Below are 19,515 nucleotides of genomic sequence, written 5' to 3' on the forward strand. Positions count from 1 at the left end.
TCGTCCGCTTCGCCTTCTACTCCCAGCTGTTCGGCGGACGCAACGATCGCGACCAAAACACCGCCGCCCTGCTCGCGATCGTCATGGCGGTCTCCGCGCTTGTCTACGGCATCAGTTTCCTGCTGATCCGGGCGTTGTCCCGCTACCGAGAACTGGCCGCCGACCGCGCCGCGGCCATGCTGACCGGGAAACCCTCTGTGCTGGCCTCTGCGCTGATCAAGGTGAGCGGCGACATCGCCCGTATCCCGACCAAGGATCTGCGGACCGCACAGGCGTTCAACGCGTTCTTCTTCACCCCGGCCCTCGGGCCCGGCACGGCGCTGACCGCCATGTTCTCCACCCACCCCAGCCTGGAACGCCGCATCGAGGCACTCGCGCAGATCTCCGTCGAGCTGGGCGAGGCGGGCGGGAGCCCGGGCGACCAGGCGTGAAAAGAAGGAGCTGAGGACCCGTGGGATTCCTGGACGTCCTGCTCGGCCGGACCAAGCCGGTCAAGCCCGACCTGGACCAGCTCTTCGGTCTGCCTTCGGCAGCGATCACCCTCCAGGCCGCCATCGGCTTCACCCCAACCGGCCTGGGCTCGGTGTGCTTCGCTGGCATCGAGGGCGGCGCATTCGCCCAAGTCCAGCAGGAGGTACGAGCCCTGTTGGACGCGGACTCCGAACGGGGCGACGTACCGGTGGAGTTCAGCCGTGACGCGTACGGGTACTCGTGGCTGCTCTCCCGCCGCGATGCCGGCGAGCTGCCCGCCCTGGTCAACGACCTGCACGCGGTGAATTCCGCCCTGCAGGACAGCGGCTTCGGGCCGCAGCTCCTGTGCTCCTTGGTCACCTTCCAAGACGCCGAGCTGCGCCCCCTCGCGCTGGTATACCTCTACAAGCGGGGCACCTTCTACCCGTTCGTGCCGCTGCCGGGTCAGAAGCGTGACAATCCCCTGGAACTCCAGGTCAAGGCCACGATCAAGGACGACCTACGCATCGAGGAGGACCTTAGCCGCTGGTTCCCGCTGTGGGGCGCCCCCGGCCTCCCGGAGTCGGCGAACCCGCCAGACCCGGCGAAGTGACCACATGACGAAGGCTGATACCCGCTGCGCAGGCCGGGCCACCCACCGACACCCCTCGATCCCGGCACCATGGTCATCCTCGCCGGCCTCGACACCTTCAAGTCGCCGAGGAGGTCACCGCGCGCCTGGACGCTGCCTTGTCCGCCACGTGATGGGCGCCGAACCAAAAAGCTACGGCGCACCGGCCACGCAGCTGCCCCACGTGATTCCCAAGCTGATGCCAGCGGCGAAGCCCCGGCACAAGAAGCTGGAGAACGTCCGCTGGCACCTCAAGCCCTCCCGGCCTGCGCGGAACTCTCCAGCCTGCCCGCCCCGGAAGACGCCTGGCGATGACCGGGGCGCCAGCACCTCTAGGCTGCTCACGCACATATAGGGAGGGGAAAGGCTGTGGCAGACGAGCACGAGCTGGCCGAGATCCAGCGGCGGCACTGGCAGGACACCTACGCCGCCCGCCCGGGCATGTACGGCGAGGAGCCGTCAAACCCCGCAGTCCACGCCGCAAGCGTCTTCAGGACGCCGGGGGCCATGGACGTGCTGGAGCTGGGGGCCGGCCACGGCCGCGACGCGCTGTTCTTCGCTCGCGAGGGCTTCACCGTCCAGGCGACCGACTTCAGTGCCGTCGGTCTGGAGCAACTGCGTGACGCGGCCCGCTTTCAGGGAGTCGAGGAGCGGGTGACCACCGCGGTGCACGACGTGCGCGAGCCGCTGACTCTGCCGGACGCCTCGGTGGACGCGGTCTTCGCGCACATGCTGCTGTGCATGGCGCTGTCGACGAAGGAGATCCACGCGGCGGTCGGCGAGGTCCGCCGTGTCCTGCGGCCTGGCGGCGTGTTCGTCTACACCGTGCGGCACACCGGCGACGCCCACTACGGCACCGGCACCGGACACGGCGACGACATCTGGCAGCAGGGCGGCTTCGCGGTCCACTTCTTCCAGCGCGACCTGGTCGACTCCCTCGCCGACGGCTGGACCCTGGATGAGGTGCACGCTTTCGAGGAGGGCAGCCTGCCGAGGCGGCTGTGGCGCGTTACTCAGACCCTGCCTCAGTGAGCGCCGCCCCGCCCCCGACGGGGCGGACCTGGTGGTCGACGGGGACGGGCTGCTGTGCGTCGCCCGGCTGCTGGACCGGCCACCTTGACGAGGCTGCGCTGCAGGAACAGTTGACCAATTGCGGCTTCATGAACTGGCTGCTGGGCCGGGATGAAGTCGATCACCAAGCCATGCCAGATCTAACCCCTTGGCCTACTGTTCGCCTTGGGCTTCACCAGGGCTCCCGAGGCTGCCCTCATGGTCCCGGCCGGCTCCGGCGCCGCGTCCGGCCTGCCCTGGTGCACCCCTCTGCGGACCGGTTCTGCTCGCCACAGGCACATCCTTGTTGGATACAATCGACGGCTCGTTCATGAAGTTCGCCCAAAGGTGTTGGCCGCATTGGGGGCGAAGAACCGGCGTTTCCGCGAGGACCCCGCACTCCCGCAGAGGCGTCGGTCCGCCAGAACGGGTCCAGCCTGGCTGAGCCCGGCTCACAACTGCGTCACTTGCCCTTCTGCTTCACCTCGAAATGATTGCTGTACGCCACGGCAACCATCTGGTCTTCCTCGTGGAACGACAGCAGTTGCTGTTGTATGGCGAGCAGCAACCGTACTTCTGCACGCAGCCGATCGATCTCCGCCTGGAGACCTTCGGGCTCTGCGGAGGCGTTGGCTTGGGGCGTGCTCCGCATTCCCCGCATCATGAACCACATCGCCAAGCCCATGCCTATGGGGCACCCCAGCAAGAGCATGGGGTACGCGAACTGGGGCATCGGGACCTCCGGCGGGGCGCGGCGCGGGGATGCGGAACTGCAGCCTATCTACTAAGCACCTTAGGGTAAGTAGCGGTTTGGCGGCAGGGGGCATCGCAGGGTAGGCGGAATGCACGATCAGCGATTGGTGATCGCACGCCGGTGACTGCCCCCCCCGGCGGTCGTCCGCCTCCATTGCCCTGAGGACTTCCAGCGGCACGCCGCCGGCGCGCATCGCGGCACGGGCGCGGCGGCAGGCGAAGTCGAAACGGCGCATCACTTGGTCGAAGGAGACGACTGCGAGCAGGAAGGGCACACCCCGGCCGAGGCCGTCCGCTTCCGGGTTTGCCGCCCACCAACTACCCCGGGCATCGCCTGAGCCGCTTACGCCTATGCTGTTTAGGAGAGCTTGGGCGGGTGATGCTCGTGTGATGCGGCGACGCAGGAGGACGTTCTGAACGGCAAGGTGGGTGCTCCTCGGCGGGGCATGGGGCACGCGCGGCGACGGCTGGGCGTGGTGTTGGCCGGCGTTGCGGCGGTGTTGGTGCTGGGGGTGGGGTTCGCCCCAGCGGCCTCGGCGCATGCGTCGCTTCTCTTTACGACGCCGTCCGTGGGCAGCAGTGTGGCGGCGGCGCCGTCCTCGCTGACGTTGATCTTTGATCAACGGGTGACGCTTTCGGGTCGCGCGGTGCGGATCGCGGGGTCTGATGGGGCGCAGCGTGAGGTCGGTTCCGTGGTTATCGGCAGTGGCGGGAGCGTGGTGACCGCTGTGGTGCCAGGACAGTTGCCGTCCGGGGTGTACACGGTGACCTGGCAGGTCCTTGCCCAAGACGGCGACGCGGTGACCGGAAGTTACCAGTTCGCGGTTGGGCCCTCTGCTCAAGGCGCGCTGTCCGCGGGTGGCCTGGGATCTGCGGCCACGTCGGGCCGGAGCACGACGACGGTGCTGCGGTGGGTCCTGTTCGCTGCACTGGCGATGGTCCTTGGCGAGGCTGTTGCGGTGCGGTGGGGGCGTCGTGCATTGCCCGGCGGGGGTCGGCTGCCGCGCCGGTGGACGTTGCCTGCGGTTGTGGCCGGGCTTGGGGCCGCTCTTGGCTTGGTGGCGGTGATCGTCGGGGACGGCAGCGTGCTGTCTGCTGTGACGGAGCCGGCGGTGGGCCAGCTGGGCAGCCGGCCCGGGGTCCTGACACTGGTCGAGGCGGGGGCGTTCCTCGCAGGCGGGTTGGTCGGGTGGCGACGGTCTGACTGGGTGTGGGTGCCCGTGTCGGTGGTGGTGGTCGCGGAGGGTCTGCGGGCGCATCCGCAGGCGTTTCTCTCGGGGTGGGGCGCATTGGCGACGACGGTGCACCTGGTTGCGGCGGCGGTGTGGGTGGGCGGCTTGGTGTACGTGGTGCGGTGCGCGGTGTGTTGGCGGTCCGCGGCAGCTGCGGGCTGGGCGGTGCTGGGTTCGTACGCGCGGTTGGCGGCCTGGCTGTTCGCCGTCGTGGTGACCACGGGAGTGGTGTCGGCGCTGGTGGTCGTGCCGCTGTCGTCGGTGACGTCGACCGGGTACGGGCGCTGGCTGCTGGTGAAACTCGTGCTCGTGGTGGCGGTGTCGGGGTGCGCGCTGGCGGGGCGATGGGGGCTTCGGCGCCAGGAAGGGCCGGTGCCGGTGCGTGTAGTGCGGGCCGAGGCAGGGCTGCTGATCGCGGTGCTGGGGGTGACCGCGGTGCTGGGTGCGTCGGCGCCGCCTCGGGAGGGTGGGGGCGCGTTGCAGGTGGCGCCGCCGGCGACCGGGCCGGTGGTCCAGGTGGGTGCGCGTACGGGGGAGATTGGTGTGAGCGTAGCGGCGAGCGACGGCCAGGTGGTGCTGCAGTTGACGGCGCCGGGTTCGGACGCGCCGGGGGCTGACGCCGGGTACCGGCTCTCGGCGACGCTGGCCGATCCGGCCAGTGCGACGCGCACGCTGCGGGTACGTGGCTGCGGAGTGGGCTGCTTCGTGGCGCCGGTCGCCTGGGGGAAGGGCGCCAGCCACCTGACGTTGCGGGTGACGGCGGACGGCTGGCAAGGGGGGACGGCGTCGGTAGCCGTGCCGTGGCCTGCCCATCCCGATCCCGGCGCGTTGGAGCGCCTCGCGAGCGTCCTGCGCGGCACCGGAACGCTCACGGTCTATGAGCGGGTGACCAGCGATACCACGCGTGGCCTGGGCATTCCTCACTCCCTCACGCCGACGGGGCAGCGCTTCTTGACCAGCGAGCCCTACAGTGGCGGCCGCGCGGCGAGTGTCAACACCGTGCCCGGCCCGGACGGGACCACCACACTGCTGCTCGGCTACCCGGCAGAGAAGACCCAGATCGAACTCACCGTCGGCGCCGATGGGCGCCCTCAGCGCGAGACGCTGACCGCACCCAACCATCTGGTGACCCGGACCTTCATCTACCCGGGGCGCGACGAAAAGTCGTGACGCCCCGCGTATGCGGGTCACGGTGGTGCTTCTCGTGGTCGTGGCCGCGACGGTGATCGGGGGGTACGCCGTCCGGGGCCTGCGGAACCGCCGAGGCCGGCAGCAAGTCGGTGAGCGAGACCCGCACGGTCCTTCCGGCGGCCGAGCGCCCTGCGGCACCGCTCCTGGACGGCACCACGCTGTCCGTTCGGCCGCGAGAGTCACCCCGTTCGCCGAATCCGGCGGATCAGGATTGCGCGTGCAGCCGGATGCGACAGCACCCCAGCGGGGATCGGTCAGTCTTCGAGTTCGTGGCGAACGCGTCGGGACGGGCTGAATGTGTAGAGGTCGAGGTTGCCGGGTGGGTCGGCGAGTCCGGGGCCGCCGTTCTCGACCCAGGTGGTGATGTCGGCAGCGGCGTTGGGGTCGTTGACCTGTCCGAGCCAGACGGGCCGTCCGCCGGCTTTACGGCCTTCGGCGGAGGGTTGGGTGACGATAACGTTGGCGCGCTCGCACGCGTCCAAGCAGTCGGTACAACGGACCGTGGCCACCCTGGCGAGCGAGGTGCGCAGGTCGGTGAGCTGGGCTTCATGGTCCAGGCGGGGGATCTTCTGTGCTGTGCCGCAGCAGCAGCCGCGGCAGACCGTGACGGTGGGTCGGACCGCCCCCGTTTCGGGGGCGGCCTTCTGGCTGCGTCGGCTCACCGCGCGTCCTGGACGGCGCGGTTCCAGGCCCCGTCGCGCAGCAGACGCAGGCCGTTGAGCCCGACGATGACGGTCGACCCCTCGTGGCCCAGCACGCCGAGGGGCAGCGGTAGATGGCCCACCAAGTCCCAGATGACCAGGCTGGAGATGAACACCCCAGCGATCACCAGGTTCTGCACCACTAGGCGGCGTGCCGCGCGCGAGAGGGCGATGACCTTGGGGACGGTGGCGAGTTCGTCGCGGACGATGACGGCGTCGGCGGTTTCCAGGGCGAGGTCGGAGCCGGCACGACCCAGGGCAATGCCGGTGTGGGCGGCGGCCAGCGCGGGGGCGTCGTTGACGCCGTCACCGATGACCAGCACCTTGCGGCCGCGGGCCTCCAGTCGGCGCACCGCCTCGACCTTGTCCTGCGGCAGGAGGCCGGCGTGTACGTCGTCCTCGGTGATCCCGACCTCGGCGGCCAGGCGGGCGGCGGCGCGCGGGTTGTCACCGGTGACCAGCATCGGGGTGCTGCCGGTCAGCGCCGTCAGGGAAGCGACGGTGGTAGCGGCGTCAGCGCGCAGGCGGTCAGCGATGCCCAGCACCCCGCCGGGGACGCTGTCGCGCAGGACCAACACGGCGGTGCGGCCGCCGTCTTCCAGCTCTGCCGCAACCTCGGCAGCGCGAGCCGAGAGGGTGTCGTCGTTGTCGGCGAGGAGTCGGGCGGGGGCACCGACTGCAACCGTGTGCCCGTCGATGGTGGCGGTAACGCCGACACCGGGGGCGGAGGTGAAGTCCCGGACATTCGCGATGACCAGGCCGCGGGTGCGCGCTGCGTCGACGACCGCCCTGGCCAAAGGGTGTTCGCTGGGGTGCTCTGCGGCGGCCGCCAGCGCCAGCAGGGCGTTTTCGTCCAAGCGGGAGCCGGACAGGGGGCGGATGTCGGTGACCCGAGGGGTGCCCTCGGTCAGGGTGCCGGTCTTGTCGAGCGCGACCGCGTCGACCTGCCCGAGACGCTCCATGACGACGGCGGACTTCACCAGGACGCCGTGGCGTCCGGCGTTGGCGATCGCCGACAGCAGCGGCGGCATCGTCGCCAGAACCACCGCGCACGGCGAGGCCACGATCATGAAGGTCATCGCCCGCAGCAGCGAGACCGTCAGGTCCGCGCCGAACGCGAGGGGGATCAGGAAGACAGCCAAAGTCGCGAAGACCATGCCCAGGCTGTAGCGCTGCTCGACCTTGTCGATGAACAGCTGGGTGGGGGCCTTGGTCTTCGAGGCTTCCTCGACCATGGCCACGATCCGGGCGACCACCGAGTTCGAGGCGTCCCGCTCCACCTTCACCCGTAGCGCGCCGGTGCCGTTCAGCGTGCCGGCGAACACCTCGTCCCCCGTCTCCTTCGCCACCGGCAGCGGTTCGCCAGTGATGGTGGCCTGGTCCACCTCGCTGGCCCCATCCACAACACGGCCGTCCGCGCCTATCCGTTCTCCGGGGCGGACCCGGATGGTGTCCCCGACCATCAAGACCTCGGTGGCGACCGTCGACTCGCTCCCGTCATCGGCCACGCGGGTGGCGGTGGCCGGGGCGAGGTCGAGCAGACCGCGCACCGCGTCCTGAGTGCGGGCGGTCGCCAGGGCTTCCAGGGCGCCGGAGGTGGCGAAGATGACGATCAGCAGCGCGCCGTCCATCACCTGCCCGATCGAGGCCGCGCCGATCGCGGCCACGATCATCAGCAGGTCCACATCCAGGGTCTTCTCCCGCGCTGCCGTCAGCCCGGCCCAGGCCGGCTCCCAGCCGCCGGTGACGTAGGCGGCGGCATACAGCGGACCCCACACCCAAGCAGCGGCGCCGGTCAGCTGGAGCGGCAGCGCGATCAGGAACAGGACCAGCGCCGCGGCGGCCCAGCGAGCCTCGGCCAGCGCGAACACGTGAGTACGCCGCTTCGGCGCCGTACGCGAGGCGGCCGGGGCTGCCCGTTCGGGCCGCTGGAGCAGGTCGGAAGGCATGACAAAACAACCCTTCAGGGCAGAAAAAAGGCGACACGTCCACCGTACAGGAACATCTGAACAGGTCTTCACATATGACCGGTAGGATGAGCGCTATGGGTCACGGAGCCGACGACAAGAACCACGCCACCGCCCGCGAACGTCTGGATGCGGCGGGGGCCACCGACGTCGCCGCGACCCTCCAGGCTCTGGCGACCCCCTCGCGGCTGTACATCCTGGCCCGCCTTCAGGAGGGCCCCTGCGCGGTCGGCGACCTCGCCGAGGCCGTGGGCATGGAAGCTTCCGCGTGCTCCCACCAGCTGCGCCTGCTGCGCAACCTCGGACTCGTCACCGGCGAACGCCGGGGGCGGTCCATCGTCTACGCCCTCTACGACAACCACGTCGCCGAGCTACTGGATCAGGCCCTCTTCCACGTCGAGCACCTGCGGCTCGGTGTGCGCGACGCCCCTGCCGCTGAAGGCGCGGCGGCGGCCCGGCATTAGCCGACCACGGTCCCAAACTCGCAAACCACAGGGACCGGTTCCGGCTCTTCGCAGCCTCCAGCGCCCTTCCCATATGCGTGCTCAACGAGTTCCGTCACGATGACGGAGACGGTGCCGACGGCCAATGCCACCTTGATCGCGGTCGTGATTCCAGGCCGGCCTTGCGGATCGCAACTCGGGGCCAGGGGCAGCCCAGGCTCTCCACATACCTATCGGCCACAACGCTGGCTGCGCGCACTGGCCGGACAGGCTGCGGCCGAGGGGCCGTTCCCCTTGAGGTCCGCGCCGGCCCGTTTGAGGAGCTGCCGGCCCTGGACGACTCGGTTGTCGCAGTCGTAGTCTCGCTGCTCCATACCCCGAGGACCCCTGTGCGATAACCGGGGGGCGCCTGTCGTGATGCGTAGGGACCGGCTGCCGCGCTCCCTGCGGTCCCGCCAGCCCGTGGTTGGCCGGCTGTTTCCTCGCCGTATGTGGCCGGCGCACCGGTTGGCGGCTGACGGCGCGACGCCTTGGAGTTCGGGCCTGTTGGCGGAGCTCGCGGTCGCGGTTGTCGCTTTGCAGGAGAAGTAGCGGCTGCAGGCGACCCAGCGGTGACCGCCGCGGCGACGGCACTGGCGGTCACCGCGGCGGCACAGGCCCGTCTACCAGCTACTCGCCGGACGGGAATTCGTAGGAGGAGGGCACCTTCACCGAAGCATCGGCGGCCCCGTAGACGAGGGTGATCTCCCGGTGCGCGGTCAGTTCGATCGACGCCGGGTCCCCGGCCACTTTCTTGCCGTCCACATAGGCTGTCAGCTGCTTGCCACTGCCAGCCTTCAGGCCGCCGACCTGCTGGGCGTCCAGCTTCACGGCCCACTCGTTGAACAGCTGGCCCAGGATGTAGCGGCGGTGCGCGGGGGCCTCGATGTGTACCACTCCGGAAGCGTCGTGCGTGTGCAGCTCCGACATAGCCCGTGCGGCCTGGTCGACCCCCAGGTTTGCCGGTACCGGCACCGGCTTGCCATTGACGATCACATCCAAGTGCGCATGGAAGTGGTTTACAGTGCCCTCCATCGCGGACACCTTCATTCCCGCCGCTTTCGCGCCGGCCGAAGCGTCCGCGGGAGCCGCCCATGGCGGCAGCGCCGTCGCACTACCAAACGCGACCGGCGCCGGCAGCGGCCCGCTCGCCTTCGCGTCGCTACCGTCCGAGCCGCTGTTCGCCGCCACCGCCCACGCCACACCCCCGATCAAGGCCGCACCGATCACGCCCACGCTGGATATGAAGGTCACGCGGCGCCGCCGCTCCTTGCGGGCCTCAACGGCACGCGCGGCCGCAACCCGCTCCCGGGCGGTGTGCTTTGCGGACTTCCCGCCGCTGCCGGCTGTGGGCCTCGGGTTGTTGCCGGCCATGGGCACCTCTCCTCGTCTGTGGCGTTCGGGACCTACGCTACGCCGATCTTACTAAGGATATTAGGCGGGTGCCCGAGCGGCACTCGCCCCGCGAATGACGGTGACGCACCGCGGGCGGCCCCTCGCGCACCACGCGGAGGTAAGAAGCCGGCACCCGAACAGCCCGACGATCGGGCGGCAATCTTGACTCGGCTCCAGGCAGAGATCGAGTGCTGCGCGCCGCCCAGCGCAATGCCGACGCCGAGTAGGTACGGTTACCGGCCTCCAAGCACCTGTAACCGACATGGGGTCCGAATCGGAATCCCATCCGCTGGAGCGGATGACGGTCCGGAACCTGCCGCAGGCATCAGGAAACCGGCGGCTGTGGCCACGGGTGTCGCCCCGGACACATCACCCGGCCGGAGACCGGCTTTCGGGCTCGCTGTCTCCTAGACGGCTTAGGATGAGAGCGGGCAATCGGGCGATACGGGAGGTGGCATGCCGCATTTCGGCGATCTGGAGGCCGCGATCATGAACGCGGTCTGGGCCACCAACGGACCCGTTTGCGTTCGCGACGTCCTCGAACAGCTCGACCGAGAGCCAGAGCCCGCCTACACCACGGTCCAGACGGTGATGGACATCCTCTACCGCAAGGGCTGGATGACCCGCGTCAAGCGCGGCCGCATCAACTTCTACGAGGCCACCGCCAGTCGCGAGGACTACGTGGCCGGGTTGATGAACGAGGCGTTGGCGGTGGCCGACGACCGTACGGCGATGCTGGTGAAGTTCGTCGAGGGCATGGAGCCCGGCGAGGGCGCCGCCCTGCGCCAATTGCTCAACACCGCGAAGACCGAGGAGTCCGCGCGGTGAGCGCGGCGCTCATCCTCTTCGCATATGCCGGGTTGCTCGCCTTCGCGGCACCCGGTTTGCTCTCCCGTGGCGGCTGGACCGCCCGCGCTCCCCGGCTGGGCATCATCGCCTGGCAGATGGCAGCCTTCTCCCTACTGGTGTCCGCCGCCCTAATCGGGTTTGCGCTGGTGGTGCCGACGGTGCAGGTCAGCGCGGACCTCGCGAATCTGTTCCGCGCCTGCGTGATGGCACTGCGCGACCAGTACGCCACCCCCGGCGGGGCCGCCGCAGCAGCGGTCGGTGCCGTGCTGGCGCTGGCGGTCCTCGCCCGCGCCGCCTGGTGCGTGACCGTCTCCCTGGCTGGGGCGCTGCACGGCCGGGCCCGCCATCGCGACGTACTGACCCTGGTCGGCGTGCCTGCCGCACACCTGGGCGCGGTCGTCGTCGACTCCGACGAACCCGCGGTGCACTGTCTGCCCGGCCGGCGCCGCCGGATCGTGGTCACCACCGGTGCGCTGCGCCTGCTCGACGACCGGCAGCTGGCTGCGGCACTGGCCCATGAGCGAGCCCACCTCGATCAGCGGCACGACCTGGTCCTGGCCTGGTCCGGCGGCCTGGCCCGGGCCTTCCCCCGTGTACGGCTCTTCACCCGCGCCCATGCCGAGACCGTCCGGCTGGTGGAACTGCTCGCCGATGACGTGGCGGCGCGCAGCGCCGACCGCCTGACCCTGGCTGAAGCGCTGCTGACCCTGGCCGGGTCCCGCACCCCCGCCGCCGCGCTGGGCGCCGGCGGCAGCACCGCCGCCGAACGCGTACGCCGCCTGATCACCCCGTACCCTCCCCTCGGCCACCTGCGCACCGCCCTCACCTCCACCGGCGTCGCCGCCCTGCTGGCCCTCCCTCTCCTCGGCCTGGCCACACCGATGGCCGCCGCCGCCCACCTGCACTATTGCCCCCCGGGCACCGTGGCCGCCGCGCCCACGGCGCGCTGACACGACCGCACCCACTGCGCCCGCTCGCCCTGGCCGAGGGCCAGGGCACGGGGCACGGGGCAAGTTCACCCACTAGTGTCTTCCCGGCCGTGTGGCGTTCAGGGGCGGATGGCTCCGGCGTACGGCATCGTACTGATCCCAGCGATTTCCACGTTCTTGCCAGTGCGGGGGGCATGGATCATCTTTCCGCCGCCGATGTATATACCGACGTGGTGGATGTCGGAGTAGAAGAACACCAGGTCGCCCGGCTGCAGATCGGACTGGGCGACCTGCCGGCCCGACCCGTACTGATCTTGAGATGTGCGGGGCAGCGACACCCCAGCAGCCCTCCACGCCCCGCCGGTCAAGCCGGAACAGTCGAAGGAGCTCGGCCCCGTAGCACCCCACTGGTAGGGCTTTCCGAGCTGCGCGTACGCGAAGTCCAGCGCGCTGCGGGCCCGACCGCTCGCGGGCCCCGTGTAGTTCGCCGGCTTGTCACTGTTTCCCAATGCCTTGGACTGAGCCTTCTCCTGGGCCTTGAGCTTCGCCCGGTCCTTCGCGGTGAGACTGTTGAGCAGGGAGCGGGCCTGGGCCAGTTTCCCTTGGACCTCTGTCTTCTTCGCGGACAGGTCCCGTCGCTTTTGCTCCACCGCGATCAACTTCTGCGTTGCGGCGGCGCGTTCCACGGCCACCTGACGTTGCTTGGCCTCCAGCTCGCTCAACACGGACGCCTGGCGGCCGCTGACCCGGTCCACCATTTCGGCCTGCCCGAGGAACGCATCGGGGTTGCTGGAGAGCATGAGCTGCATGGTGGGGTCGATACCGCCGTTGCGGTACTGCGCGGCAGCCAGCGGTCCGATCTCGTCGCGCAGGCGGTTGATGTCCTCCTGCTGCCGGGCGACCCGGCGCGAAGCCTGCTCCGCCTGCGCCTGCACGGTCTTTTCCTGCGCGAGGATCCCGTCGTACTGCTCGGTCGCCGCCTCGGCCTGCTCGTACAGCTTGTCGACCTGCTGACGCACCACGTCCACCGAGGGCTTCGGCTCGGCCTGCCCCGGGGAGGGAATGAGGCTGAGTGCGCCTGCCGCGATGGTCACGGCGGCGATCCGGCTGTGGGCGGTCGACTTCGCTTTCGGTCGGCGGTGCGTTCCCATGCTGCGACAACTCCTTGGCTCGCCCGTGCGGGCGGGTCGGTTCTGTCACCGCCACTGCGGCGTCGGTGCATTGACTGCGTCGAGCAAACCTGGGGTGCAACTTAGTAGATTCGTAGATGGGGTGGCAACCTACGCAGAGATCAGGCGAAAATTTGGGGTTACCCGACGCCAGGTGAGCAGGCGACCAGGAAGGGGATCAGCGGCACGGTCACCGCTACGGCGGCCAGCGACCCCCACAGGGCGGGGTGAGGTCCGGCCTTTGGCGTCAGGACACGCTGGAGTCGCAGCAGGGCGCTGGGGCCGCCGGCCGCGAACGCGCCCTCCGGTGCTTTTGTGGCTGCCATCTCGTACATGGCGGTGGCGAGTGCCTCGCGCGAGTGGCAGCGCAGAGCACGGTCGTCCGCGATCATCTCCAGGAGGAGGGCCGTTTGCTCTTGGGCGTGACGGGCCAACGGAAGGCGGCGGAAGACGTTCGCGAACGCCTGTGCGGCAGCCATTGCCACGTGGTGGCGGCCCGCGATGTGGGCGCGCTCATGCTCCAGTACCGCATCGAGCTGCTGCGCGGACAGCAATTCCAGCGCCCCTTGGCTGACTACCACGCGCGGGCAGCGCCCCGGCAGGCAGTAGGCAGCCGGCAGGGAGTGCGCCACCACGGTGGCGCGCAACCGCTTGGAGCGTCGGCCCACCATGTCCAGCACCCGTCGGTGCTTCGAGCGGGCCCAGCGGGCACGGCCCAAAACGAACGTGAAGGCTCCCAAGAGCAGCACCATCAGGGCGACGGGCGCGGCCAGACTCAGGCCGTCGGCGGAGTCCAGGTTGGTGGAGTTCGCATCCGAGGCCAGGCCGCAGGAGTGCAGAAGGCCGACGAGTCCTGCGTGCAGATGCTCGTCCGGCGCGGCGAGGTGGTAAGCGGTCAGCGCGACGGTGAGAGCAAAGGACACGGTCAGCGCATGCCATGCGGCAACGGCAAGAGCCGGGGCCCGATGCGGCCACGAGCTGCGCACCAGGAACTGGGGTACGAGGAACCCGACGAGGACCGCGTAGCCGATGAGCACGGCGGCGGGGCTCACGCGCTGGTCCGCCGCCCGGCCGCCCGAAGCGCCTTACGCAAGGCGCTGACCTCGTCGTCGGACATGTGCTCGACGAAATGCGCGAGCGCGGCGGGCCGATCCTCGCTGGTCCCCAGCGCGTCCTCCATCAACGCGGCCGAGTACGCCTCGCGGCTACGGACCGGCAGGTAGGCCCAGGCCCGGCCGGACTTCTCGCGCAGCAGCCAGCCTTTGCTGTGCAGAATGTTCGCCACGGTCATCACCGTTGTGTAGGCGACGTCGCGCTGGAGATTGATGTCATCCACGATCTCGCGGACTGTCGCCGGGCGCTTCCACGTCCACAGGCGGTCCATGATCTCCGCTTCGAGGTCCCCCAGCCGCCGCATGCCGCGCCCTTCTGCCGTAGTACGTAGGAACATAGTAGACGGCCTCACTACCAGCAGGCTCCCTACGGCAATACGGGCACGATCGCCTGACCGGTCTTGTTGTCGCGCTGGAGCAATGCCCCGGCGTACAGACCCCGGGCCTTCCGTTGCTGGTGGCTGGCGGCCGCACCGCCGCCTGCCCAGCCGCGTGCGTCGCCCGGGACGTCCGTCCGCGGCGGGCCGCGTGTGCCTACTATGGGCCGGTGATCGGTCAAGCGCGCAGAGTGCGACCGCAGCCGGGGCTGCGGCCCTTCGTGCTGCTCGTCTTCGCGGTGATCGTCGGCGTGCTGGGGATGCACGCACTCGGCGCGACCGGCCCGCAGATGCCCGATCATGCGATGCCCGCCACTGCGACCTACGCCGCTGTTGCATCCCCCATGGGCGACTGTCCTTCCGACAGCCACGGATGTGACGGTCGAGCACACCATGCCGATGTGACCTGCGCGTCCGGTGCGGTGGACGGCGCCTTGGCGTTGGCGGACCCTGCCCTCGCCGGAGAGTGCCTGACCTTCTCGTCCGAGGTAGCCACTCCCCTCCTGTACGGGACCGCCGATGGAGGGCGTGCGCCACCAACGTTGGCTGAACTGCAACTCCTGAGGATTTAGAGCAAGCCGCGACGTCGACTGCGCCCGCAGATCCGCCGTCCCAGACCGGCTCGCCCTGCAACCTCACACTCAGGAGTACCTCTCATGACCGCACGTCGTTCACTGATCCGCCGTACCGCGCTCGTCGCCAGTACGGCAGCCGCCGCCATGGTGTTGGCCGCCTGCGGCGGCAGCGGCCACGACATGGGATCCATGGATTCCAGCTCGTCGCCGTCCACGACAGCTCCCGCCTCCGCTCCCGCCTCCGCCGGTGCGCACAATGCTGCCGACGTCGACTTCGCGAAGCAGATGATTCCCCACCACCGGCAGGCCGTGGCAATGGCCGACCTGGCCGCCACCCGATCCGCCTCCGCCGACGTCAAGGCCCTCGCTACGAAGATCAAGGGCGCGCAGGACCCCGAGATCAGGACCATGTCCAGCTGGCTCACCTCATGGGGCGAGCCGGTCCCGCAGGAGATGCAGGGGATGGACATGACCTCGGGGATGCCCGGGATGATGAGCATGGACGACATGGACAAGCTGAAGAAGGCGTCCGGGGCTGCGTTCGACACCATGTTCCTGCAGATGATGGTCAAGCATCATGAGGGCGCGGTCGAGATGGCGAACACGGAGAAGGCCAAGGGCCAATACGGCCCGACCAAGGAACTCGCCAGCGCGGTCGTCACCGCGCAGACATCCGAGATCACACAGATGAACACGTTGCTCAGCAAGAACTGACCGCACCGCACACGGACAGGGGGCCGACGCACACGTCGGTCCCCTGTCCTCCGGGAAATGGCGCCGCGCGCGGGCAGTGCTCTCATCCCGCCTCAACCGTCCGGCAGTGGCGACGCCTGCGCGCACGAGTCGGAGTGCGCTGTGCAGAGGCACGTAGTCACGGTCGGTGTCTATCCGCGCTCACACGGGAATGCGCGTTGGGCGCAGAGTCGCACCTGCACGACGCGTCGCAGTGCACGCGGGTTGTTGCCCCGGCCGTCGGGCAGCCTTCGGCGATCATTTGGTCACATCGGTGGGAGGCTCGCCACGCCAGGAAGGGCACCACGCCGGTCCCCGAATATGACTTTAGGTGCTCGGAGGGATACTTTGTGTGCATGATCGGTCCGGCGTCATTCTCCTCCGCGCATCGCCGCGGGTGGGATTGTGGTGTGCTCGCCGTACTGATCTGGGTGGCCTTCCACCTCCTAGGCTGCGTGCACGGCCACGGTGCGGCGTTCGAAAGTGAGCACCACACGCTGAACACTCTCTCGGTGGTTGCCACCCCTGTGGCGGCGTCCGGCGACGGGCCCACTGCCTCGTTGCCGCAGCACGCGCCGTGCTGCCCGGAGACGGGCGACCACACGGTGGACCGAGTCCGCGTCGACGCACCGCCTGCGCCTGTACTCGGGGGCGCCCTCCCGGCGTCCGGCCGGCCGGCCGCCCTCGCCGCGCTTTCGGCTGCCGGGACTGCCCGGGCCCCCGTCCACAGCGCTGTCGGCGGGCGGTGCATTCTCACGGCCTTGTGCGTGGCTCGGACCTGACCGGTCCCACGCAGCCGCCGTGTCACGCTGTCCGGCGACGCCGGACGGATCCGGTCGGTTGTGTGTCCGCGCCCTGATCCGCCGATGCCCCCAGCCTGACCACGCCGGCCCGGGGCGAGGAGCCGTGACACCCCGCATGAACATTTCCGCGTACGCCCCTGCCCCGATGTCCGCCCGTGGACCCTCCGACCTGGTCGGCAACACCCCGGTCCTGTGGATCGGGGAACCCTTCGCCGACGCCGGCCGCGGTTTTTGGGCCAAGCTCGAAGGCGCCAACCCCGGCGGCATCAAAGACCGCCCCGCCCTGCACATGGTGGCCCGCGCCCGCGCCCGGGGCGATCTGGCCGACGGTGCGCCGATCATCGAATCCTCCAGCGGCACCTTGGGACTCGGGCTGGCCCTGGCCGGCATCACCTACGGACACCCGGTCACCGTCGTCACCGACCCCGGCCTGGAACCGCCGATCCGCCGCGCCCTGACCGCCTATGGCGCCCGCGTCGAGCTCGCCACCGCCGCGCACCCGGTCGGAGGCTGGCAGCAGGCCCGGCGCGAGAAGGTAGCCGAGCTGCTGGACGAACTCCCGGGCACCTGGTGCCCGGACCAGTACAACAACCCCGACAATGCCGCGGCCTACGCGCCCCTGGCCGCCGAACTCATCGCGCAGCTGGGCCGCATCGACGTGCTGGTCACGTCGGTCGGCACCGGCGGCCACTCGGCGGGAATCTCGACCGCGCTGCGCCAGACCTTCCCCGATCTGGCGCTCATCGGCGTGGACGCGATCGGCTCGACGATCTTCGGGCAGCCCGCCGGGCAGCGGCTGATGCGCGGGCTGGGCTCCAGCATTAACCCGGGTAACGTCGCCTACGAGGCGTTCACCGAGGTCCACTGGGTCGCCCCTACCGAAGCAGTGCGCTCCTGCCGCCTCCTCGCCCGCCACCACTACGCCTCCGGCGGGTGGAGCGTGGGAGCAGTCGCCCTGGTCGCCGGCTGGGCCGCCCGCACCTACCCCGCCGGCACCCGGATCGCCGCGGTCTTCCCCGACGGGCCCCACCGCTACCTCGACACGATCTACAACGACGGCTGGTGCCACGGCCACCACCTGCTGGGCACCCCCGTCCCCATCGAGCCTGACGAGATCGCCGACCCTGGGGAGCGGGCCGTCGGCTCCTGGACGCGCTGCACCACGGTCACCGATCCGGCTCCGGCCGCCGCACGCGCCCTGCTGGCAGGTGTCCGGTGAGGCGGCTGCGCGCCCAGATGCGCTCCTTCGACCGCGGCATGCAGCTGCTGATGGTCAACCAGTTCGGTATCAACCTCGGCTTCTACATGCTCATGCCCTACCTTGCCGACCACCTCGCCCACGGCCTGGGCCTGGCCGCGTGGGCGGTCGGCCTGGTGCTGGGCGTACGCAATCTGTCCCAGCAGGGCATGTTCTGGCTGGGCGGAACCCTGGCCGACCGGATCGGCTACAAGCCGATGATCCTGACCGGCTGCGCCCTGCGGACGGGGGCGTTCGCGCTGCTGGCCGTCGCCGACACACTGCCCGCCCTGATCATCGCCTGCGCCGCCACCGGCTTCGCCGGGGCCCTGTTCAACCCCGCGGTACGCGCCTACCTGGCGGACGGGGCCGGGGAGCGGCGGGTGGAGGCGTTCGCCTGCTTCAACGTCTTCTACCAGGCGGGCATCCTGCTCGGCCCGCTCGCCGGACTCGCCCTGCTCACCTTCGACTTCCCGCTGGTGTGCGCGGTGGCGGCCGTCATCTTCGCGGTCCTCGCGGTGGTACAGGCCCGTGCTCTGCCACCACGACGCCCGGCACCGGACCCGCACCGTGAGCGCGGGTTGCGGGGGATCGCCACGGACTGGCGCACGATCGGCAGCAACCGGCCCTTCGTGCTGTTCTCGGCCGCGATGGCCGGCTCCTACCTCCTGGCCTTTCAGACCTACCTCGCCCTTCCCCTCCAGGCCCGCACCCTCCTCGGCGACAGCAGCAGTACCGCGATGGGCGTGGTCTTCGCCGTGTCCGCCCTGGTCGCGGTCGCAGGCCAACTGCGGCTCACCGACTGGGCGCGGAAACGACTGGACGCGCCGAAGGCCATCGCGATCGGTCTGGCCGTGATGGGGGCGGCCTTCCTGCCGCTGCTGCCCGGCCCCCACCGCACCGCTCATGGCATGGCCGCTGCCCTCGGGCTCGCGGGACTGGTGCTGTGCGCGGCGCTGCTGGCCGCAGGGTCCGCGCTGCTGTATCCCTTCGAGATGGACACGCTGGTCCGCCTGTCGGGCGACCGGATGGTGGCCACCTACTACGGCGCCTACAGCACCGTGGCCGGCATCGCCGTCGCCGGCGGAAACCTCGCCGTGGGCGCCCTGTTCGACCTCGCCGCCCGCACGAACACCCCGTGGCTGCCCTGGACGGCCCTGACCGCACTCGGACTCGGCTGCGCCACCGCCCTGACCGGCCTGCGCCGCACTGGACACCTGCACCCCGCGCCGGCCGCAGCGCCAGCCTCGGCCTGACCCTCCGATCTAGAGGCCCCTGACGTGCGGCTCGGCGCTGTCAGAGGTCTCTGGCAGGTTGCCGGTCATGACCCAGCACGACGTCCTTGAGTTCTTGCAGTTCACCCGCCCGACCCACGTGCACGCACAGCGGCGGCGGGAACTGGGCGAGTGCTGGGTCGAGGTGAGCAAGGCGGGCGGTGCGGTGGGCTTTCCGTTCCTGCCCGTCGGCTACGACGAGGTCGCTCCGGCGGCCGAGGCGCTGATCGCCGGGCTCGATCCGCAGCGCGGCAGGCTGCTGGTGGCGACCGTCGGCGGCGACCTCGCGGGCTGGCTGAACCTACGGCGCGATCCGCACCTGCTTATCGCACACTGGGGCACCGTCCACCATGTCCAGACGCACCTTGCCCACCGGGGTACGGGCGTCGGTGCCGCGCTGATGCAGGGGCCCGGGACACGGCGCGGGCGGACATGGGCCTGCAGCAGCTGCGCCTGGCCGCACGTGCTGGCGTGGGCCTGGAGAACTTCTACGGCCGGCTCGGTTGGAAGGAGATTGGCCGGTGGCCCGGCGCGCTGCGGCTGGCCCACGGCGATGACCGGGACGAGATCTTGATGGCGCTCGCCCTCTGATCAGTCGAAGGCCCG

Annotated in this window: 18 protein-coding genes and 2 pseudogenes; 13 read left to right on the forward strand and 7 right to left on the reverse strand. The window is 70.1% G+C overall.

The window, feature by feature from the left end:
* From C6N31_RS31450 to C6N31_RS44350, 4 genes and pseudogenes are all read left to right on the forward strand, one after another.
* The coding region (locus tag C6N31_RS31450; RefSeq protein ID WP_198358693.1) for a M48 family metalloprotease at positions 1–431 on the forward strand (431 nt) is incomplete at its 5' end.
* A 20-nt stretch (positions 432–451) separates the two neighbouring features.
* On the forward strand, positions 452–1,063 hold the full coding sequence (gene pspAB, locus C6N31_RS31455; RefSeq protein ID WP_198358695.1) for a PspA-associated protein PspAB: 612 nt from the start codon (positions 452–454) through the stop codon (positions 1,061–1,063).
* A 387-nt stretch (positions 1,064–1,450) separates the two neighbouring features.
* Positions 1,451–2,113 carry a class I SAM-dependent methyltransferase gene (locus C6N31_RS31460; RefSeq protein WP_198358697.1) on the forward strand — a complete coding sequence of 221 codons (663 nt, stop codon included), beginning with the start codon at positions 1,451–1,453 and terminating at the stop codon, positions 2,111–2,113.
* Between the two features lie 74 nt (positions 2,114–2,187).
* Positions 2,188–2,474, forward strand: a pseudogene (locus C6N31_RS44350) (HoxN/HupN/NixA family nickel/cobalt transporter); the annotation flags it as partial.
* Between the two features lie 120 nt (positions 2,475–2,594).
* Here C6N31_RS44350 and C6N31_RS31465 read toward each other — a convergent pair.
* Complete coding sequence (locus C6N31_RS31465; RefSeq protein WP_198358699.1) at positions 2,595–2,864, reverse strand: hypothetical protein; 270 nt, start codon at positions 2,862–2,864, stop codon at positions 2,595–2,597.
* A 466-nt stretch (positions 2,865–3,330) separates the two neighbouring features.
* Between C6N31_RS31465 and C6N31_RS31470 the strand changes: the two genes are divergently transcribed.
* Positions 3,331–5,286, forward strand: coding sequence for a copper resistance CopC/CopD family protein (locus C6N31_RS31470; RefSeq protein ID WP_232485889.1), 1,956 nt, complete (start codon positions 3,331–3,333; stop codon positions 5,284–5,286).
* 275 nt (positions 5,287–5,561) lie between these two features.
* Here C6N31_RS31470 and C6N31_RS31475 read toward each other — a convergent pair whose 3' ends face one another.
* Positions 5,562–5,969, reverse strand: coding sequence for a (2Fe-2S) ferredoxin domain-containing protein (locus C6N31_RS31475; protein WP_198358701.1), 408 nt, complete (start codon positions 5,967–5,969; stop codon positions 5,562–5,564).
* Positions 5,966–7,957: a heavy metal translocating P-type ATPase gene (locus tag C6N31_RS31480; RefSeq protein WP_198358703.1), complete on the reverse strand. Its 1,992-nt coding sequence runs from the start codon at positions 7,955–7,957 to the stop codon at positions 5,966–5,968. Before C6N31_RS31480 ends, C6N31_RS31475 begins: the two co-directional genes overlap by 4 nt.
* Before the next feature lie 95 nt (positions 7,958–8,052).
* Between C6N31_RS31480 and C6N31_RS31485 the strand changes: the two genes are divergently transcribed.
* Positions 8,053–8,439: an ArsR/SmtB family transcription factor gene (locus C6N31_RS31485; protein WP_198358705.1), complete on the forward strand. Its 387-nt coding sequence runs from the start codon at positions 8,053–8,055 to the stop codon at positions 8,437–8,439.
* Between the two features lie 648 nt (positions 8,440–9,087).
* Here the strand turns inward: C6N31_RS31485 and C6N31_RS31490 are convergent.
* Positions 9,088–9,831: a hypothetical protein gene (locus C6N31_RS31490; protein ID WP_198358707.1), complete on the reverse strand. Its 744-nt coding sequence runs from the start codon at positions 9,829–9,831 to the stop codon at positions 9,088–9,090.
* A 477-nt stretch (positions 9,832–10,308) separates the two neighbouring features.
* On the opposite strand from C6N31_RS31490, the gene C6N31_RS31495 reads away from it, so the two are divergent.
* Both C6N31_RS31495 and C6N31_RS31500 read left to right on the forward strand, forming a co-directional pair.
* Positions 10,309–10,680 (forward strand): BlaI/MecI/CopY family transcriptional regulator, encoded by a 372-nt coding sequence (locus C6N31_RS31495; RefSeq protein ID WP_198358709.1) that lies wholly within the window; start codon positions 10,309–10,311, stop codon positions 10,678–10,680.
* Positions 10,677–11,651: a M56 family metallopeptidase gene (locus C6N31_RS31500; RefSeq protein WP_198358711.1), complete on the forward strand. Its 975-nt coding sequence runs from the start codon at positions 10,677–10,679 to the stop codon at positions 11,649–11,651. Before C6N31_RS31495 ends, C6N31_RS31500 begins: the two co-directional genes overlap by 4 nt.
* A gap of 98 nt (positions 11,652–11,749) precedes the next feature.
* Here the strand turns inward: C6N31_RS31500 and C6N31_RS31505 are convergent, their stop codons facing one another.
* From C6N31_RS31505 to C6N31_RS31515, 3 genes are all read right to left on the reverse strand, one after another.
* Positions 11,750–12,724: a C40 family peptidase gene (locus C6N31_RS31505; protein WP_307811562.1), complete on the reverse strand. Its 975-nt coding sequence runs from the start codon at positions 12,722–12,724 to the stop codon at positions 11,750–11,752.
* A gap of 215 nt (positions 12,725–12,939) precedes the next feature.
* Positions 12,940–13,851, reverse strand: coding sequence for a M56 family metallopeptidase (locus tag C6N31_RS31510; RefSeq protein ID WP_198358715.1), 912 nt, complete (start codon positions 13,849–13,851; stop codon positions 12,940–12,942).
* A complete protein-coding gene (locus C6N31_RS31515; protein ID WP_198358717.1) occupies positions 13,848–14,216 on the reverse strand; it encodes a BlaI/MecI/CopY family transcriptional regulator in 369 nt (122 codons plus the stop codon). The genes C6N31_RS31510 and C6N31_RS31515 overlap by 4 nt, the downstream gene beginning before the upstream one ends.
* A gap of 242 nt (positions 14,217–14,458) precedes the next feature.
* Here C6N31_RS31515 and C6N31_RS31520 point away from each other — a divergent pair, with 242 nt between their 5' ends.
* The 5 genes and pseudogenes from C6N31_RS31520 to C6N31_RS31540 all read left to right on the forward strand — a co-directional run bounded on the left by C6N31_RS31520 (position 14,459) and on the right by C6N31_RS31540 (position 19,500).
* Positions 14,459–14,860: a DUF6153 family protein gene (locus tag C6N31_RS31520; RefSeq protein ID WP_307811563.1), complete on the forward strand. Its 402-nt coding sequence runs from the start codon at positions 14,459–14,461 to the stop codon at positions 14,858–14,860.
* Positions 14,861–14,944: 84 nt separating this feature from the next.
* A complete protein-coding gene (locus C6N31_RS31525; protein WP_198358719.1) occupies positions 14,945–15,577 on the forward strand; it encodes a DUF305 domain-containing protein in 633 nt (210 codons plus the stop codon).
* A 936-nt stretch (positions 15,578–16,513) separates the two neighbouring features.
* Positions 16,514–17,617 (forward strand): PLP-dependent cysteine synthase family protein, encoded by a 1,104-nt coding sequence (locus C6N31_RS31530; protein ID WP_198358721.1) that lies wholly within the window; start codon positions 16,514–16,516, stop codon positions 17,615–17,617.
* A complete protein-coding gene (locus C6N31_RS31535; RefSeq protein ID WP_198358723.1) occupies positions 17,614–18,891 on the forward strand; it encodes an MFS transporter in 1,278 nt (425 codons plus the stop codon). Before C6N31_RS31530 ends, C6N31_RS31535 begins: the two co-directional genes overlap by 4 nt.
* A gap of 67 nt (positions 18,892–18,958) precedes the next feature.
* Positions 18,959–19,500, forward strand: a pseudogene (locus C6N31_RS31540) (GNAT family N-acetyltransferase).
* Positions 19,501–19,515: the final 15 nt, after the last annotated feature.

This window comes from Streptomyces fildesensis (assembly GCF_016107395.1).
Taxonomy (GTDB): Bacteria; Actinomycetota; Actinomycetes; order Streptomycetales; family Streptomycetaceae; genus Actinacidiphila; species Actinacidiphila fildesensis.

Coding starts and splice junctions, on each gene's coding strand:
- C6N31_RS31515 (WP_198358717.1), bottom strand. CDS start 14,216: ATGCGGCGGCTGGGGGACCTCGAAGCGGAGATCATGGACCGCCTGTGG.
- C6N31_RS31490 (WP_198358707.1), bottom strand. CDS start 9,831: ATGGCCGGCAACAACCCGAGGCCCACAGCCGGCAGCGGCGGGAAGTCC.
- C6N31_RS31480 (WP_198358703.1), bottom strand. CDS start 7,957: ATGCCTTCCGACCTGCTCCAGCGGCCCGAACGGGCAGCCCCGGCCGCC.
- C6N31_RS31530 (WP_198358721.1), top strand. CDS start 16,514: ATGAACATTTCCGCGTACGCCCCTGCCCCGATGTCCGCCCGTGGACCC.
- C6N31_RS31495 (WP_198358709.1), top strand. CDS start 10,309: ATGCCGCATTTCGGCGATCTGGAGGCCGCGATCATGAACGCGGTCTGG.
- C6N31_RS31525 (WP_198358719.1), top strand. CDS start 14,945: ATGACCGCACGTCGTTCACTGATCCGCCGTACCGCGCTCGTCGCCAGT.
- C6N31_RS31485 (WP_198358705.1), top strand. CDS start 8,053: ATGGGTCACGGAGCCGACGACAAGAACCACGCCACCGCCCGCGAACGT.
- C6N31_RS31465 (WP_198358699.1), bottom strand. CDS start 2,864: ATGCCCCAGTTCGCGTACCCCATGCTCTTGCTGGGGTGCCCCATAGGC.
- C6N31_RS31470 (WP_232485889.1), top strand. CDS start 3,331: ATGGGGCACGCGCGGCGACGGCTGGGCGTGGTGTTGGCCGGCGTTGCG.